The sequence below is a fragment of the Novosphingobium subterraneum genome, assembly GCF_000807925.1.
GTDB lineage: Bacteria > Pseudomonadota > Alphaproteobacteria > Sphingomonadales > Sphingomonadaceae > Novosphingobium > Novosphingobium subterraneum.
In genome coordinates this window covers 1-14986 of the sequence record NZ_JRVC01000031.1, presented here as the reverse complement: position 1 = coordinate 14986, position 14986 = coordinate 1, and the positions used below count along the sequence as shown (strand labels likewise).

Sequence of the window (14986 nt, the reverse complement as noted above, 5' to 3'; positions counted from 1 at the left end):
CCCTGGGCGCAGGGCCGCGACCGGCATTGGGACAATCAGGCGGCAGGCAGGAACGATGCAACCTTGCCGTAGCTTCCCTTGTGAAACAGCAGGGGATCGCCGTCGCCTGCGACGCCGAAGCTTTCAACAGCACCGAGAACCAGCAGGTGGTCCCCCGCATCGCTTACGGAGTGCGTCGAGCAATCGATCCAGACGAGTGCCCCGTCGATCATGGGAGCGCCACGTGGCGAGGTGGAGTGCGCTATGCCTTCGAACTTGCGCGGGTCCTTCGACGCCAACTTGCGGCAGATATCTTCCTGCGACGCACCCAGCACGTTCACGCAGAACCCGTCGCAAAGGGACAGCGCGCCCCAACTGCTCGACTGCTTGTCGGGGAAGAAGCCGACAAGAGGCGGATCGAGCGATACGGACGTGAACGAACCGACGATCATCGCGGCTGGCGCGCCATCCAAGGACATCGCCGTGATTGCACAGACCCCGGTAGGATAATGGCCGAGGACCTTGCGGAAAGATGCCTTGATCTCGTCCATCATGCCGGAACCTTCTGCCGCTCCCACTCAAGCGGAATGTTCTCGACCGCCGCCACGATACCCGAATGGTAGATCGGCCTCGCCCCGTCCTTGAGCCTGAACTCGGGAATGCGAGCGAGCCATTCCTGCAGCATCACGGTCACTTCCAGCCGCGCAAGGTGCATGCCTGCACAGCGGTGCGGCCCTTGCGCAAAGGTGGAGTGGGTGACGTCCCGACGGGAGAGGTCGACGGTCATCGGATCGGCATGCTGCCGATCGTCAAGGCCATGCAGGGCTGTCGGCAGGAGAATGAGATCGCCCTCCTTCAGTTGCGTGCCATGGAACTCCATGTCGGCAACGACATAGCGGGCATCGGAAACGACGGCGAAGCGACGGAACAGCTCTTCAACCCCGCGCTGCAGCTTGAGTGGATCGCTCCTCATTTCAGCCACCGTTTCCGGATGCCGAGCGAGGTAGATCATCATGAAACCGAGGAAGTTGACCACGGTATCAAGCCCACCGAGCAGCAGGAGCGACACGAGGCCGAGCGCCCGGTCGTCGGGCATGGGCTTGCCGTCGATCTCGACATTGAGAATGCGGGTGATCAGATCTGTCCCACTGCCGCCCCTGCGCTCGGCAATGATGGGCGCCACGTATTCAAAGAAGCCGCGGTTGGCCGTTTCCAGCGATCGGCCCTGCTCCTCGGGCGTCTTGCCTGACGGACGGGTCATCTCGTTTGCGAGAAGGCCAAGCTTGTGTGCATCCTCCATCGGCAATCCCGCCAGTGCGAGGAAGACCCGCACTGGAAAGACCGTTGAAAACTCGCTGCCAAAGTCGCAGCTTCCCCGATCGGCGAAGCTCTCGATGATCTCCACCGCAATGGTCCGGATCTGCTCTTCGAGCTTGCGGATCTCGGCAAGATTCAGACCCTTGTCGATGGCCTTGCGATAGGGCGTGTGCTCGGGCGGATCGAGCTTTGTGGGCACCATATCGTAGGCTTCACCCGCTTCGCGCGGGACCCAGATGACCCGGCTCGAGAAGCGTTCGGGGCTGCGATAGACTTCATCTATCACCACGCCGCGCGTTGCGATCCAGTGCCCACCCGTGAACGGAGTCCAGACCAGCGGCGGGGTATCGGGCTGCTGCACCTGCTTCCAGGCTTCGTGGAAACCTGCCTCCAGTCCGTCAAGGTCATAGGCGTCGATCTCGCGTATCAGGTCAGCGGGAACGTGGGGGGGCGGTGACACGCGATGTTTCTCAAGTGTTTTCGGGGTTTCGGCGTTCATCGGTCCTGTCCTTGAATTCTGGTCTGTCACCCTAAGGTTCAGCTGATCGACGGGTCGATCACCGCCTTGGTAGCGATGCCGGTCTTGGTGGCGTGAAGCGCTTCGGCAGCTTGCGAGATGCCGAAGCGGTGGCTGACCAGTTCGGCAAGCGGCACCTCGTGCTGCACGCGCGCGGCGAACTGCATGCCGTGATAGTAGTTCTTCGGCGCAGGGAACGATGCCCCGCCGACCGTGAGGTTCTTGAGCGTCAGGTCACGCGGCGAGATTGGCTGCGTTCCGATCGCACCCCAGAGCCCGAGGATGATGTAGCGGCTGTGGATGCCACTGATGTCCACGCCTTCGGGAAAGGCGGGCAGTGCGCCTGCCGCTTCAATCACGATATCGGGGCCCTGCTTGCCGGCGCGATCGTAGATCATCCGCTTGCGCTCGTCCTGTGGCAGGCCGAGCGACACCGTTGCGGTTGCACCGAGCTTCACCGCGGCTTCGAGCCGGGCGGGCGCAGCATCGATCACGATCACTTCGCGGGCTCCGGCCTGCGCCGCAACCAGGACCGCAGAGAGTCCGACCGGTCCGGCGCCTTGCACGACTACACTATCGCCGAAGCGCACCGGTCCGCAGCGATCGAAGCCCCGCAGCACGGTTGGCAGCGCGCAGCCGAGCGCAGCAACCGCTTCGGGGATGGCGCCATCCGGCAACCGGTAGAATGGCATCGAATTGGGAAGCCATGCGAAATCGGCATAGCTGCCCCAGTTTGGCTTCGATGCATCCTCGAAGTAGCGGCTGTTCTCGCACGGTGTCTCTTCAAGGATCGTGCAGGAATAGCAACGGTGGCACAGCGCGATGGGCGACCACACGACGAGATCGCCGCGCTTGACCGGCACGCCTGCGTAATCGGTGGATACGCCCGCGCCGAGCTCGATGATCTCGCCGACGCCTTCGTGACCGAGGATGATCGGGAAAGGCATCTCGCCGGCCTCGCCGGTCATGATGTGGACATCGCTGCCGCACACGCCGCCCAGCACCGTGCGCACGAGCGCCCCTCCCGGTTCGGGAGAATGGACGTTCACCTCCCAAGTTTCGAGGCGGTTGGTCTCAACCAGGACCGTTGCCCTGCCCTTCATCCGTCATCTCCTCTCGACATGAAGCCGCCGGAAGCCCTCGCAGCTCTTTCGTTGCTGTGAAGCTATCCAACTAATCACAATTAGTCCATAGGATTGATTCCACCTGCGGTAGGATTGCCTCAAGCGAACAAACGCAAACGCGCAAAGCGGCAAAATACCCGTTTTTACGGCCTTTCTCAAATTCCGCTTAGCGACAAGCGGCGAGATCTCCCTCAACAAAAGCCATTGTCGTTCCGACAAAATTTGATAACATTACCTGAATCGGGATTAGGTAGCGACGTTCGAGAGGAGACGAACAATGGCAAGGCTGGCAGGCAAAACCGCAATAATCACGGGTGCCGCGCGGGGAATGGGGGAATCGCATGCCCGCACCTTCGTAAGGGAAGGCGCAAAGGTCGTCCTTACCGACCTCAGCGAAGCTGCAGGCCACGCACTGGTCGAGGAACTGGGCAACGATGCCATATTCCTGAAGCAGGATGTGACGGACCCCGGCTCCTGGGATGGCATCGTCGAAGCCGCAGTCCGCCAATTCGGGTCCATCGACATCCTCGTAAACAACGCCGGCATCCTTGGCCCCATGGCGGCGACCGACAGCCTTGACGACGACGGCTACCGCAAGGTCTGCGCTGTGAACCAGGACGCGGTCTTCTTCGGGATGCGCGCGGTCCTGCCCGTCATGGTCAAGGCGCAAAAAGGCTCGATCGTCAACATCTCGTCGATTGCCGGAATGGCCGCAAACTACGGCTTTCCCAGCCTTGCCTACGTTGCCAGCAAGTTTGCCGTGCGCGGAATGACCAAGGCGACTGCCGTGGAATTCGGCAAGTACAACATCCGCGTCAATTCCGTGCACCCGGGCTTCATCCAGACGCCGATGATGGTCGAGGCCACAGACGAGGTGGGCGGTGATGCGTTGTCGCAGATCCCCCTCGGCCGCATCGCCGACCCGTCCGAGGTTTCCAACCTCGTGCTGTTCCTGGCGTCGGACGAGGCTTCCTACATCACGGGCGCGGAACACCTCGTCGATGCCGGCATGCTGGCACACTGAGTCAAAAGACTGAACTAGGCCCAGGCGGGAACCGGGGAAGGATAGGACAAATGGCGCTGATCGAAACATCCACCGTGGGGCACGTCGGCTACATTACTTTGAACCGGCCGCAAGCGCTCAATGCCCTAAACGAGGAGATGGACCAGCTTCTCGGCGCAGCGTGGGACAAGTTCGAGACCGAGAGCGGAATCTGGGTCATCGTCCTGCGCGCCAACGGCGAACGCGCGTTCTGCGCCGGGGGTGACATGCACGCACCGCCCACGGGCAGCAGCGGCCTGTCGTTCGGAGGCGGGATCACCGGCATTGGGGGACGGCTGCGGCCGATCTCCAAACCGGTGATCTGCGCGACTTACGGCCACGTTCTCGGGCTAGGCTTCGAGATCGCGATGTGCGCCGACATCATCGTTGCCGCCACGACCTCGAGATTTGCCTTGCCGGAAGCCCGCGCGGGAATCATCGATCATTGCGGAGTGGTGCACCGGGCTGTGCGGCAGTTGCCCCACCATGTGGCGATGGCGATGATCCTCGCCGGCGAGCCCCTGGATGCCGCGCAAGCCACGCATTACGGACTCGTCAACGAAGTCGTCGCGCCCGACTGCCTGGAGCATGCGACCACGCGCTGGGCCGATAAACTGCTTGCCTGCTCGCCCCTTGCGGCGCGAGCGGCAAAGGAGGCCGCCATCGCAGGGCTGGAAGGATCGCTGACCGAGGCTCTGTCTGGCACCTACCCCGGCATCCGCCGCTACGCCGAAACCCGCGACCGGACCGAGGCTATCGATGCCTGGTCGGGACGCAGGAAACCACATTGGGCCGGAACGTAAGCAGCTAAACTAATAGCGGTTAGCTTGAGTTTCACAAGCCTGCGCATCTTCGCGCATTAGATTCCCTGTGAAATGCGCCATGATTTGGAGATTTTTTCGAGAATCTCCCAACAGCCGTCAAATCATGTTGCCTCAAAACCTAATTTTGATTAGGTGTAATTCAGCGATTCAGGGGTACCGTCAGAAGCGCACGCCCCTGCGCCCGAACAAGGCCGAGGAACGCCAATGTCAGATTCAAATAGTCCTATCGTGGTTGATGCGGTCGTTGTCGGCGCGGGTGTCACCGGGATCTACCAGACGTATCTCTTACACCGGAAAGGCATGTCGGTTCTCGGCGTGGACGCCGCCGACGACGTTGGTGGAACGTGGTACTGGAACCGCTATCCGGGCTGCCGCCTTGATACAGAGAGCTACGCCTACGGCTACTTTGCGATGACGGGGATAATCCCCGACTGGAAGTGGAGCGAGCGTTTCGCGGGGCAGGCAGAGATGCTGCGTTACGTGAATGCGGCGGCCGATGCGATGGACGTGCGCCGACACTACAGGTTCAAGACGAAAGTGCTGAGCGCGCACTTCCTGGACGACGAGAAGCGGTGGAAGATCACGCTCGACAGCGGCGAGACGATCCACGCACGCTTCTTCATTTCGGCCACCGGTCCGCTTTCGGCATCGAAGATGCCGGACTACAAGGGCATCGACCTGTTCAAGGGCCAGGCATTCCACTCCTCGCGCTGGCCCCGCGATGACCAGGGCAATCTTGCAGGCATGGACTTCGCCGGCAAGCGCGTTGCAGTGCTGGGCACCGGGGCGACCGGCGTGCAGATCATTCCGATCGTGGCGGAGACGGCGGGCGAGCTGTTCGTGCTGCAACGCAATCCGAACTGGTGCACGCCGCTGGGCAATACACCGCTCAGCGACGAGGACATGAACCTGATCCGCACCCGCTACCCGACCATCCTCGAATACGTGAAAACTACCGACACCGCGTTCCCGTATCACCGCGATCCGCGCAAGGCATCTCAGGTCTCAGCCGAAGAGCGCGAGGAGTTCTTCGAACGACTGTATGACCAGCCCGGCTACGGCATCTGGCTCAGTGGCTTTCGCGACCTGTTGCTGAGCCGTGAATCCAATCAGTTCCTTGCCGATTTCGTGGCCAAGAAAATCCGCCAGCGGGTCAAGGACCAGACGGTTGCGGAAAAGCTCATTCCCACCGACCACCCATTCGGCTCGAAGCGCGTCCCGATGGAGACGAACTACTACGAGGCGTACAATCGCGAGAACGTGCATCTCGTGGATCTGAAGGCCGCGCCAATCGACGAGTTCGTCGAGAACGGCGTGATCATCGGCGGCGAACTGCTCGAGGTCGACGTGATCATTTTCGCAACCGGCTTCGATGGCGTTACCGGCTCGCTTGACCGGATAGACATCCGTGGACGCCAGGGCCAACGACTGATCGACGCCTGGGCCGACGGGCCGACGACCTACCTGGGCCTGCAGACGCGCAACTTCCCGAATTTCTTCGCGCTTGTCGGGCCGCACAACGGCTCCGCTTTCTGCAACGTCGGTGTCTGTGGTGCGCTGCAGGCTGAATGGGTCACGCAGATGTTGCTCTATATGGCGGCGCGTGGCTTCGAGACTGCCGAGCCGAGCGAAGCGGCGGAAGCCGCATGGACCGAGGCAATCTACCGTGACTTCGAACGGACGCTGATGGCCGAAACAAACGCTTGGTGGATCAAGGTCACCCACAAGCCCGACGGCAGCGTGGTTCGACGCACGCTCGTATATGTAGGCGGAGGCCCAGAGTATCGCCGCCGCTGCGAGCAGGTCGCCTATTGCGATTACGAAGGCTTCGAAATGGCCTGAGCCTGCGATTCCTCAGTCTCACCCCTTTTTTCAGGCAAGTCATGATCGATCTGAAAGTCGTCAAGCGCGACGGTACCGAACTTTCCATACAGGCAAATCCGGGCTGTTCGGTGATGGAGGCACTGCGGGACAACGGCCTCGACGAGCTGCTGGCACTTTGCGGTGGCTGCTGCTCATGCGCCACATGCCATGTCTATATCGAGGCCGGGCCAAACGGAACCGACCACGTGGGCGGTGCAGACGAGGACGACCTGTTGGACAGCTCAGACCACAGGCAGGAAAACTCACGCCTTTCCTGTCAGATCATGCTGGACCAGAAGATGGACGGCATGATTTTGCGGATCGCGCCGGAAGACTAAGCGCCACTGCCAGCGCTACTTGGTGCCGCGAGCACTCATCACGAAATGAGATGAGACAAATTGACATGCCCGCTTCAACCTGCCATGCGCCGCCACCTTGGCTGGCCACAGTCGAGGCGATCAAGGTCGCTGCATTACGTCCAGATTACGCCCGACAGGGTGCATATCGTGGCTCTTGCAGCGTCTTGGACGAACCCAAAACCCCCGGAAACAGGGGTTTCTCCCGGTCGGGGAGTAGCGCAGCCTGGTAGCGCATCTGGTTTGGGACCAGAGGGTCGTAGGTTCGAATCCTATCTCCCCGACCACTTCATGTCCGTTTGCGCCAGTCGGTCAGGCGCTCACAGGCTTCCTCCAGCATTTCCAGCGCGGCGTTGATGGACCGCTGACGGACGAGCGCCCGGTCCGCGAGGCCGAAATGGCATTCGCGCGTGATCGCAAGATGGCCTTTGCCGCTGGCGGCAAGGTGGACCAGTCCGGCCTCGTCGCGCGCTCCGCCAGGGCCCGCAAAGCCGGTGATGGCTAAGGCGATATCCGCGTTGCTGTTTTCCAATGCACCTTGCGCCATTGCCAGAGCCACCTCGCGGCTGACGACACCGAACATGGCAATCACGTTGGCCTGTACTCCCAGCATTTCGGTCTTTGAAGCGGCTGAATAGGTGACGAAGCCGCGATCAAATGCGCTGCTGCAACCCTCGATGTCGGTCAGCAACGATGCAAGCAGCCCGCCAGTGCAGCTTTCGGCAGTCGCCACCGTCAGGCCCGCTGCCGAGATCTGCGCCAGAACCTTTCTGGCATGATTTTCGGCACTCTCGATACCGTCAGGCAAGTCGTCCGTTGGCATGTATCATCTCCTGGCCGAACATGGACTGGCGCCATTGAGGAGCGACCAGCCTCTCCCAGCCAGCCGCCCCGGCTTTGGCGTGTCTGTCACGACGCGTTTGCTTGTCACGAAGGTCAATCGGAGGTTTGCCGTTAGGTTCCAGTTTCCATCGCCTTTTCATATGCTTGGAACCTATCCGACTGGCCACCGGTTTTGCCCGGGTGAGTACCAACGCGACTGCAATGGAGCGAAGCGATGCCGGAAAGCCGCACAGAGGATCAGGCATCCCGCCGCGGGATATGGGGCAAATACGCCTACGGCTGGATCACGCTGGCCTTCTTCCTCGGTTCCTTTGCCCTGCACTGGTGGTTTGGCTGGAAAGCCTACGTGGATGAGTCGCAGACGCATGGGCAGATGCCGGAATGGAGCGCCTATCTGGATGAGATGCTGCGCGATACCTTCGAGAACTGGCAGTCGGAATTTCTGCAATTGATGTGGCAGGTGATCGGGCTCGCCTACTTCCTTTATGTCGGATCGCCCACATCGAAGGAAAACGACGATCGCATGGAGGCGAAGATCGATGCCCTGATACGGTTGCAGGCCGGCGAACGCGCGGATGCCCTGCTCCAGGGAATCGACGACAGATACCTGCGTCACCATGGGCACCCCCGCCCCCATGGACACGAGCAGGAGCGCGCCGACGGATCATGAGTGTCAGGGTTTGAGCACGACCTTGGTCCAGGTATCCTGTTGCTCCTTGAAGTTCCGATATCCCGTGGCCGCTTCTTCCAACGGCAGGCGATGGCTGATGAGGAACGTGGTGTCGAGCGTGCCGTCTTCGATCCGCGCAAGCAGATCCTTCATGTACCGCTGCACGTGAGTCTGCCCGGTGCGCAGTTGCAGCCCCTTTTCCATGAGCGCGCCGAGCGGAAACTTGTCGGCCAGTCCGCCATAGACACCGGGAACCGAAACGCGCCCGCCCTTGCGGACAGCCAGCAGCGCCTGACGCAGCGCAGCGGCCCGGTCGGCGCCGATACCGATCTTCTGCTTGGTGATATCGAAGATGTTGTCGATCGCAAAGCCGTGCGCTTCCATGCCCACCGCGTCGATCACCGCATCGACACCAAGGCCGCCTGACATGTCCATCAGTGCCTCGAGAACATTGGTCTCGCGGAAGTTGATGATATCTGCACCGAGACCACGCGCCAGCTCGAGCCGGTGGGGATAATGATCTATTGCAATGACTTTGGCCGCCCCCATGGCGAGAGCGGACTGAACTGCAAACAGGCCAACGGGACCACATCCCCAGATGGCTACGGTATCGTCGGGTTCGATCTGTGCGTTCTCCGCTGCCATCCACCCCGTCGGCAGGATATCCGACAGGAACAGGACCTGCTCGTCATCCAGATGCTCGGGCACGACGATGGGGCCGACGTCGGAGAATGGCACCCGGACAAACTCCGCCTGGCCGCCCGAATAGCCCCCGGTCATGTGCGAATAGCCGAAGATCCCTGACGTCGCGTGGCCATAAGCCTTTTCCGCCAGGTCCTGCTTTTCGGCCGGGTTAGAATTGTCGCAGGCGGAAAACTCCTCACGATTGCAATGGAAGCAGCGGCCGCAGCTGATGGTAAAGGGCACCACCACGCGCTGTCCTCTGACAAGCGTGCTGAGCGGCCCGGTTTCAACCACTTCGCCCATGAACTCGTGGCCAAGAATGTCTCCGGGCATCACCCCGGGGATCACGCCATCATACAGATGGAGATCGGAACCACAAATCGCCGTCGAGGTGACGCGGATGATTGCGTCGCGCGGGTTGATGATCTCGGGATCGTCGACGGTGTCGACACGGACGTCCTGCGTACCGTGAAAGGTCAATGCGCGCATCATGCGTTCTCCGCTGGAGTGGAAGCCTGGTCCTGTTCCTCGCGCGCCTGTCTTGCAGCGCGGGTCTGCTCCTTGCGTCTTGCCGATGTCGCTATTTCCCCTGCCTCCATCAGCATCTTGAACCGGCGCAGATCGCGGCGTGCCTGGATTTCAGGTTCCCGCCCCTGCAGCTTGGCAAACAGTCGCCCCAGTTCACCGGCTGGCGGCTTGTAGGCGATGCGCACGCTGACCCGGGTCCCCCGCTCGCCCGGTGCATCCTCGAACGTCACGCGCCCCTCGGTATCGATGTCCGACCCGGCAACCGAACGCCACGCAATCAGCTCGCCCGGTTCCTCGCGCGCAATCACCGTTTCGATTGCGACGGTCCGTCCCGCGGGCGCGCGGATCGTCCAGACATTGTGCCCGTCCCCGCCGACCGGCCGCACGTCCTCGACGTTCTCCATGAACCGGGCGAGATTTGCAAAGTCGCGCCAGAACGCAAACAACTCCTCGCGCGGACGGGCAATGGTCACGCTGCGGCCGCTTACCGCATAGCTCCCGAATGACCGTCGCGCGGCATAGCCCGGAGCAGAGTCCCCACTCACGTCACGGGGCCGACGCCTTGCTCCGAGCACCAGCCCGATGCCTGCAGCGATCGCCGTCGTCATGGCCACAGCCGCCAATGCCTGTCGGCCCGAGGGTGGTTCGTGCCTGCTCATCCTTGTTCTCCTTGCTTTTCAGCGCATGGGTGCTGCTCGGTGCTGTGATCCATCTGCGTGGATGCGAGCAGGCTTCTGCCGCACAGGTGAACGCAGTTCTGTTCAGCCAGCCGGTGCAGCACGCGGTTCACGTGGACAGGCGTCAGCCCCACGATGTCGGCAATCTCGCGCTGGGTCAGCGGGATCACGACCTTGTCGTCATCACTGCCCAGCCTGGCGCGCAGATCGGCGAGAAGCTCCACGATCCGTTCGGTCGCGCTCTTGCGGCCAAGGCGGGTAATCCATTGCGCCTGCCGCTCCATGGCTTGGACCATGGCGTGAAGGACATTCCTGACCCCGCCCTCGCCAGGGTGATCGATCTGGCCAAGCGGAATCGGCCTCGCGGTGAGGCGGGTCAGGGCCATCACTGGCAGACGGGCCTGGCCGGACAGGAGCCAGTGCGGTTCGCAGTACTCCCCGGGCAGATAAAGCGCCGTGATCTGGCGGCGGCCGTCGCGGAGCAACTCGTAGCGGCACGCCCAGCCATCCTTGATGCAGTATATGCAGTCAGAGCGGTCCCCTGCGCGGGCGAGATGTTCGTACCGCCTGAATTGTCTCCAGGGAACTTCCGATATTCGCTTGTGCATGGGCTGGCATCCAATCGTGCTGCACCCGCTCACTGCGTCATGAACGACTGATGCAGGACTAACCCATTAATGTAGAAAGGTTTTCTGCGTTTGAGGCGTGCCGTGGACAGAGCGCGCCGATCTGTTCGCCGCAGGTGTGGCCCGCACGGCGGACATTGCTTCAACCAGGTTAGCGCAGAGGATCGAACAAGCTGCGTGCGGCCTTTTCCCGATGCGATCCGGCGCTTGCAGCCGGGCACAGAGAGAGGAGGCAATCCCATGGCATCACAGGCTGGCGCCAAGCCAAACGACGAGGCCGCCGAGAATACGGCGAACGCCAAACCGGGCAGTTCCGCTGTCGGGGACGAGAACAAGTCACAGAGCTCATCCGGCAGCGGCGGCGCAAACGGGGCCAAGGCGCAGCAGGCTCGCAAGACCGCTGGCAAGCAAGGTGCAGCAAAGACGGGCGCAGCAAGAACGACTGACCCGGATCGGAGCGCGATTGCGAGCCTGAAGGCCGATCATCGCAAGGCCGAACAGCTTTTCGCCCGCTTCGAGAAGGCTGGCGAGGAGGAAAAGCAGACGCTCATCGAGGAGGTCTGCAAAGCGCTGACCCTGCACACGATGCTGGAAGAGGAAATCTTCTACCCGGCGTGTCGGGACAGCATCCCGGAAGACGACCCGCTGAACGAGGCGCAGGTCGAACATGACAGCGCGAAGGTGCTCATCGCCGATCTCATGAACCTGCGCGATGACGATCCCTTCCGGGATGCCAAGGTCAAGGTGCTGGCCGAACAGGTCAAGCACCATGTCGGGGAGGAAGAAAGCGGCAAGGACGGCATCTTTGCCAAAGCCCAGGCGCATGGGGTGGACACCCCGGAACTGGCTCAACGGCTGAAGCAGCGCCGTGCCGAGCTTGAACAGCGCGATCGTCTCCCCGGCGGAGAGCCGGTGGCGATCCACATTCGATCCACGAACAACCAACGAGAGGAATACGAAATGGCCAGTTATCAACAGCGCGGGCAGGAACGCGACGATCAGGGTCGATTTGCCAGAGGCGGTGCAGGAGGCCGCAACGGTTCGGACGATGATCGCGGATCCCGCCGCGACGGCGGCTCCGGTCGCGAACGCGATGAGGATGGGCGCTTCACCAGCTCTCGCAATGGCGGCGGATCGAGTCGGGGCCGCAACGACGACGACCGCGACTACGGGCGCAGTAACGGGCGTAGCGGGGGCGGCCGCGGTGATGATGATGGACGCGGCTGGTACGGAGATTCGCGTGGCCATTCCGAAGCAGCCCGTCGCGGGTGGGAGGACCGTGGCTCGTCGCGTTCGTCGCGCGATGACGACGACGACGACAACCGTGGCTATTCGTCACGCGGGAGCAGCCGCGACGACGACGACGATCGCGGCGGGCGCCGCCAGGGTGGAAATGGCCGCGGAAATGGCGGCGGCAACGACGGGCGCGGCTGGTATGGCGATTCCCGCGGGCACTCCGAGGCCGCACGCCGGGGTTGGGACAACCCTGATCATGGCGACAGCGGCTGGTACGGGGATTCGCGCGGCCATTCCGAAGCGGCGCGTCGCGGCTGGGACAACCCCGATCATGGCCGCAGCGGCTGGTTCGGTGATCCCGAAGGACACTCCGAAGCTTCGCGCCGGGGCTGGGAAGACCGCGGATCAACGCGCTCGTCGCGCGGTCGCGACGACGATGACCGTGGTTCTTCCCGCTCCTATCGCGGGCGAGACGATGACGACGACGATCGCGGTCGCGGTCGCGGTGGAAGCGGCGGCCACGGTGGCTGGTTCGGGGATTCCCGTGGGCATTCGGAAGCCGCCCGCAGGGGTTGGGACAACCGGAACTGAACTCTGAGCGGAAAGTGTCGGGGTCGGGCGTGAATGCCCGACCCCTTCACTCTGCATCATGAGAGACACAACCCCGGAATCTGCAGGAAAAGGAGAACCATTCCATGCCCCTACTTCCGAAAGGCGCAAGCCGCACCGCAGTCGTCGTGGCGCTCGCCGCCGCTCTTGGAGCGTGCAACGCACCCCGGGGCGATGAAGGCGCTGCAACCGGCCCGGCCACCGATGCTGCAGACGATAGCGCTGCTGCCACTGCAACTCCCGGAACCGGCGCTGTTGCCGGAGAGGCCCTGCCTCTCACCGGCCAGGCCTTTGTCGATGCGGCTTCCGGCAGCGACCAGTTCGAACTGGAAAGTGCCAGGATCGTCCAGTCAAAGGGAGTCACAGGCGATTTGCGAGATTTTGCGCAGATGATGATCCGCGATCACACTGCTTCTGCGAACGCGCTTCAGGCTGCGGCGAGCAAGGTCGAGGGCGTTCAGTTGCGCCAAGCCCCCATCCTCACCGATGCGCAGCAGGGCAAGCTCCAGCAGCTTCAGGCTGCCGATGGCAAATCCGCCCATGATCTTTACATCCGGCAGCAGGTGGAAGCGCACGAGAAAGCCTATGCCATGCTGACGACATATGCGAGCAGCGGGGACGCGAAGCCGTTGATGGACTTTGCCGCCAAGACTGCGCCCGTCGTCCAGAAGCACCTGGCCGAAGTCCGCAACATGCAGCCCTGAGGACAGCCAACGCACGCGCGCTTCAGCTATCGGTATGGACCGCGTCCGGCTTCCTGACCAAGCACTTTTCGGGTCCTGCTTCTGCACCAGACGCAATGAGTGGCATGACGAACAGGCTACGCCCTTGCTGAACGACAAGGCCTTTTTCGGCCAGGCGATGAAGGATCCGGTTGACGTGAACCGGGGTCAAACCCACGACATCGGCTATTTCGACCTGGCTTAACGAGATCAACGTCGGTTGATCGCTTGAGCCAAGTCGCTCGTAAAGATCGGCAAGCAGCTCAAGAATGCGTTCCGTCGCATTCTTCCGCCCGAGGCGGACGAGCCATTGGGTTTGCCTCTCCAGGTTGCGGACGATCCCCGCGAGTACCTGTTTGATCCCTTCCTGATCCTGCCGGTAGAGCAGATCGACCGAGATCGGTTCAGCCGCAAGGCGCGTCAGGGCCATGATGGGCGCTGTGGCATCCCTGGTGATCAGCCATTGTGGCTCACAATAGTCACCGGGAAGATAGAGATCGGTTATCTGCCGCCGTCCATCTGCGAGAATGTCATAGCGACAGGCCCAGCCTTCCTTGATGCGATAGATCTCCGCGCGCCGATCGCCTGCTCTTGCAAGATGAGAGCCCCTGTCGAACAGGCGAGGTGCGGAAGGCTGCCTTGTCTGTGCCATGCCTTTCAGGTTCCACACGGCTTCGAAATCGGCGGCCGCTCGGCGTGGGAAGCGCCTTCGTCGGTATTGAGCGCGGCTTTCATCATTTCTTGGTCTCTTTCCAGGCGAAGAGGAGCGAAGCGTCAGCGGGAAGGCGCGCTTCGAGGCGGCCGTCTTGCAGTTCGAAGGGCAGGGCTCGGCCGTCGGATGTGGTCAGGCGCGGTTCGATGCCGTCAGGCGTGTTGCCATCTTCCATCACCAGCGCGAGCCGCGCTTCGGTCCCGGCCGGGCCATCGATGCGCATGCTGATGGTGGTCGCGTCGATCTTGTGGACGGCGCGGACAAAGACGTCGCACCAGATCAGGAAAGGAACGCCCTCGATCCTGCGGAAACTGCGGGTGGTGTAGATCAGCGCCGCGCCGCTGCCGTAAATCTCCTGGCCAACCTGACCCGCAGGCTGGCTGTCTGGATAAAGGTCTTCCAAGGGAAAATTGAGGCGCCGCAGGATATAGCCGTTGCGGATGTCGTCCTTGGCGACACTCTCTTCCGGCAGTGCATCGGGGTAGTAGAACCATGCCCGATCGAGCGCGTGGCGGCAGTATTCCGAAAGCAGCAGGCGCACGGACGGTATCAGGTCGGGCCCGCCATAATCGAGATAGCGTTCGAACGCCGAATAGCTGTCGAAGCACTCGTAGGCGGCCATGTAGGGCGCGTCCTGCAGGCACGTGACACCGAGAA

15 protein-coding genes, 1 tRNA gene and 1 pseudogene are annotated in these 14986 nt (G+C 62.1%); 8 read left to right on the top strand and 9 right to left on the bottom strand.

Annotated elements, in window-relative coordinates:
• Window positions 1–35 precede the first annotated feature (35 nt).
• The 3 genes from NJ75_RS21160 to NJ75_RS21150 are packed head-to-tail and all read right to left on the bottom strand — an operon-like array spanning window position 36 to window position 2916.
• Window positions 36–533 (bottom strand): flavin reductase family protein, encoded by a 498-nt coding sequence (locus NJ75_RS21160; RefSeq protein ID WP_039337904.1) that lies wholly within the window; start codon window positions 531–533, stop codon window positions 36–38.
• Window positions 530–1795 carry a cytochrome P450 gene (locus NJ75_RS21155; protein WP_039337903.1) on the bottom strand — a complete coding sequence of 422 codons (1266 nt, stop codon included), beginning with the start codon at window positions 1793–1795 and terminating at the stop codon, window positions 530–532. The genes NJ75_RS21160 and NJ75_RS21155 overlap by 4 nt, the downstream gene beginning before the upstream one ends.
• A 38-nt stretch (window positions 1796–1833) precedes the next feature.
• Entirely contained in the window at window positions 1834–2916 is a 1083-nt protein-coding gene (locus NJ75_RS21150) for a zinc-binding dehydrogenase (protein ID WP_039337901.1), read from the bottom strand.
• Window positions 2917–3214: 298 nt separating this feature from the next.
• On the opposite strand from NJ75_RS21150, the gene NJ75_RS21145 reads away from it, so the two are divergent.
• The 5 genes from NJ75_RS21145 to NJ75_RS21125 all read left to right on the top strand — a co-directional run bounded on the left by NJ75_RS21145 (window position 3215) and on the right by NJ75_RS21125 (window position 7309).
• Window positions 3215–3961 carry an SDR family NAD(P)-dependent oxidoreductase gene (locus tag NJ75_RS21145; protein WP_039337900.1) on the top strand — a complete coding sequence of 249 codons (747 nt, stop codon included), beginning with the start codon at window positions 3215–3217 and terminating at the stop codon, window positions 3959–3961.
• Between the two features lie 50 nt (window positions 3962–4011).
• A complete protein-coding gene (locus NJ75_RS21140) occupies window positions 4012–4782 on the top strand; it encodes an enoyl-CoA hydratase-related protein (RefSeq protein ID WP_039337899.1) in 771 nt (256 codons plus the stop codon).
• 225 nt (window positions 4783–5007) lie between these two features.
• Window positions 5008–6645 carry a flavin-containing monooxygenase gene (locus NJ75_RS21135; protein ID WP_039337898.1) on the top strand — a complete coding sequence of 546 codons (1638 nt, stop codon included), beginning with the start codon at window positions 5008–5010 and terminating at the stop codon, window positions 6643–6645.
• A 41-nt stretch (window positions 6646–6686) separates the two neighbouring features.
• Window positions 6687–7004 (top strand): 2Fe-2S iron-sulfur cluster-binding protein, encoded by a 318-nt coding sequence (locus tag NJ75_RS21130; protein WP_039337897.1) that lies wholly within the window; start codon window positions 6687–6689, stop codon window positions 7002–7004.
• Window positions 7005–7232: 228 nt separating this feature from the next.
• Window positions 7233–7309, top strand: a tRNA-Pro gene (locus NJ75_RS21125).
• Window positions 7310–7311: 2 nt separating this feature from the next.
• Here NJ75_RS21125 and NJ75_RS21120 read toward each other — a convergent pair.
• A complete protein-coding gene (locus NJ75_RS21120; protein WP_082013514.1) occupies window positions 7312–7845 on the bottom strand; it encodes a CinA family protein in 534 nt (177 codons plus the stop codon).
• A 234-nt stretch (window positions 7846–8079) separates the two neighbouring features.
• Here NJ75_RS21120 and NJ75_RS21115 point away from each other — a divergent pair, with 234 nt between their 5' ends.
• Window positions 8080–8535, top strand: a complete 456-nt coding sequence (locus NJ75_RS21115) for a DUF6766 family protein (protein WP_052242722.1) — start codon at window positions 8080–8082, stop codon at window positions 8533–8535.
• Window positions 8536–8538: 3 nt separating this feature from the next.
• Here the strand turns inward: NJ75_RS21115 and NJ75_RS21110 are convergent, their stop codons facing one another.
• The 3 genes from NJ75_RS21110 to NJ75_RS21100 are packed head-to-tail and all read right to left on the bottom strand — an operon-like array spanning window position 8539 to window position 11032.
• Complete coding sequence (locus tag NJ75_RS21110; protein WP_039337939.1) at window positions 8539–9708, bottom strand: zinc-dependent alcohol dehydrogenase; 1170 nt, start codon at window positions 9706–9708, stop codon at window positions 8539–8541.
• Window positions 9708–10406, bottom strand: coding sequence for an SRPBCC family protein (locus NJ75_RS21105; RefSeq protein ID WP_052242721.1), 699 nt, complete (start codon window positions 10404–10406; stop codon window positions 9708–9710). Before NJ75_RS21105 ends, NJ75_RS21110 begins: the two co-directional genes overlap by 1 nt.
• Complete coding sequence (locus NJ75_RS21100) at window positions 10403–11032, bottom strand: Crp/Fnr family transcriptional regulator (RefSeq protein ID WP_082013513.1); 630 nt, start codon at window positions 11030–11032, stop codon at window positions 10403–10405. The genes NJ75_RS21105 and NJ75_RS21100 overlap by 4 nt, the downstream gene beginning before the upstream one ends.
• Before the next feature lie 258 nt (window positions 11033–11290).
• Between NJ75_RS21100 and NJ75_RS24920 the strand changes: the two genes are divergently transcribed.
• Together NJ75_RS24920 and NJ75_RS21085 are read left to right on the top strand one after the other, a co-directional pair.
• Complete coding sequence (locus NJ75_RS24920; RefSeq protein ID WP_082013512.1) at window positions 11291–12877, top strand: hemerythrin domain-containing protein; 1587 nt, start codon at window positions 11291–11293, stop codon at window positions 12875–12877.
• 104 nt (window positions 12878–12981) lie between these two features.
• Entirely contained in the window at window positions 12982–13599 is a 618-nt protein-coding gene (locus NJ75_RS21085; protein WP_052242719.1) for a DUF4142 domain-containing protein, read from the top strand.
• Window positions 13600–13621: 22 nt separating this feature from the next.
• Here NJ75_RS21085 and NJ75_RS21080 read toward each other — a convergent pair whose 3' ends face one another.
• Together NJ75_RS21080 and NJ75_RS21075 are read right to left on the bottom strand one after the other, a co-directional pair.
• Window positions 13622–14269 (bottom strand): Crp/Fnr family transcriptional regulator, encoded by a 648-nt coding sequence (locus NJ75_RS21080; protein WP_052242718.1) that lies wholly within the window; start codon window positions 14267–14269, stop codon window positions 13622–13624.
• 82 nt (window positions 14270–14351) lie between these two features.
• A pseudogene (locus NJ75_RS21075) lies at window positions 14352–14986 on the bottom strand (hypothetical protein); the annotation flags it as partial.

Excerpts from the sequence above, each read along its gene's own strand:
- NJ75_RS21160 (WP_039337904.1), bottom strand. The coding sequence starts at position 533 with ATGATGGACGAGATCAAGGCATCTTTCCGCAAGGTCCTCGGCCATTAT.
- NJ75_RS21155 (WP_039337903.1), bottom strand. The coding sequence starts at position 1,795 with ATGAACGCCGAAACCCCGAAAACACTTGAGAAACATCGCGTGTCACCG.
- NJ75_RS21150 (WP_039337901.1), bottom strand. The coding sequence starts at position 2,916 with ATGAAGGGCAGGGCAACGGTCCTGGTTGAGACCAACCGCCTCGAAACT.
- NJ75_RS21145 (WP_039337900.1), top strand. The coding sequence starts at position 3,215 with ATGGCAAGGCTGGCAGGCAAAACCGCAATAATCACGGGTGCCGCGCGG.
- NJ75_RS21140 (WP_039337899.1), top strand. The coding sequence starts at position 4,012 with ATGGCGCTGATCGAAACATCCACCGTGGGGCACGTCGGCTACATTACT.
- NJ75_RS21135 (WP_039337898.1), top strand. The coding sequence starts at position 5,008 with ATGTCAGATTCAAATAGTCCTATCGTGGTTGATGCGGTCGTTGTCGGC.
- NJ75_RS21130 (WP_039337897.1), top strand. The coding sequence starts at position 6,687 with ATGATCGATCTGAAAGTCGTCAAGCGCGACGGTACCGAACTTTCCATA.
- NJ75_RS21120 (WP_082013514.1), bottom strand. The coding sequence starts at position 7,845 with ATGCCAACGGACGACTTGCCTGACGGTATCGAGAGTGCCGAAAATCAT.
- NJ75_RS21115 (WP_052242722.1), top strand. The coding sequence starts at position 8,080 with ATGCCGGAAAGCCGCACAGAGGATCAGGCATCCCGCCGCGGGATATGG.
- NJ75_RS21110 (WP_039337939.1), bottom strand. The coding sequence starts at position 9,708 with ATGCGCGCATTGACCTTTCACGGTACGCAGGACGTCCGTGTCGACACC.
- NJ75_RS21105 (WP_052242721.1), bottom strand. The coding sequence starts at position 10,406 with ATGAGCAGGCACGAACCACCCTCGGGCCGACAGGCATTGGCGGCTGTG.
- NJ75_RS21100 (WP_082013513.1), bottom strand. The coding sequence starts at position 11,032 with ATGCACAAGCGAATATCGGAAGTTCCCTGGAGACAATTCAGGCGGTAC.
- NJ75_RS24920 (WP_082013512.1), top strand. The coding sequence starts at position 11,291 with ATGGCATCACAGGCTGGCGCCAAGCCAAACGACGAGGCCGCCGAGAAT.
- NJ75_RS21085 (WP_052242719.1), top strand. The coding sequence starts at position 12,982 with ATGCCCCTACTTCCGAAAGGCGCAAGCCGCACCGCAGTCGTCGTGGCG.
- NJ75_RS21080 (WP_052242718.1), bottom strand. The coding sequence starts at position 14,269 with ATGGCACAGACAAGGCAGCCTTCCGCACCTCGCCTGTTCGACAGGGGC.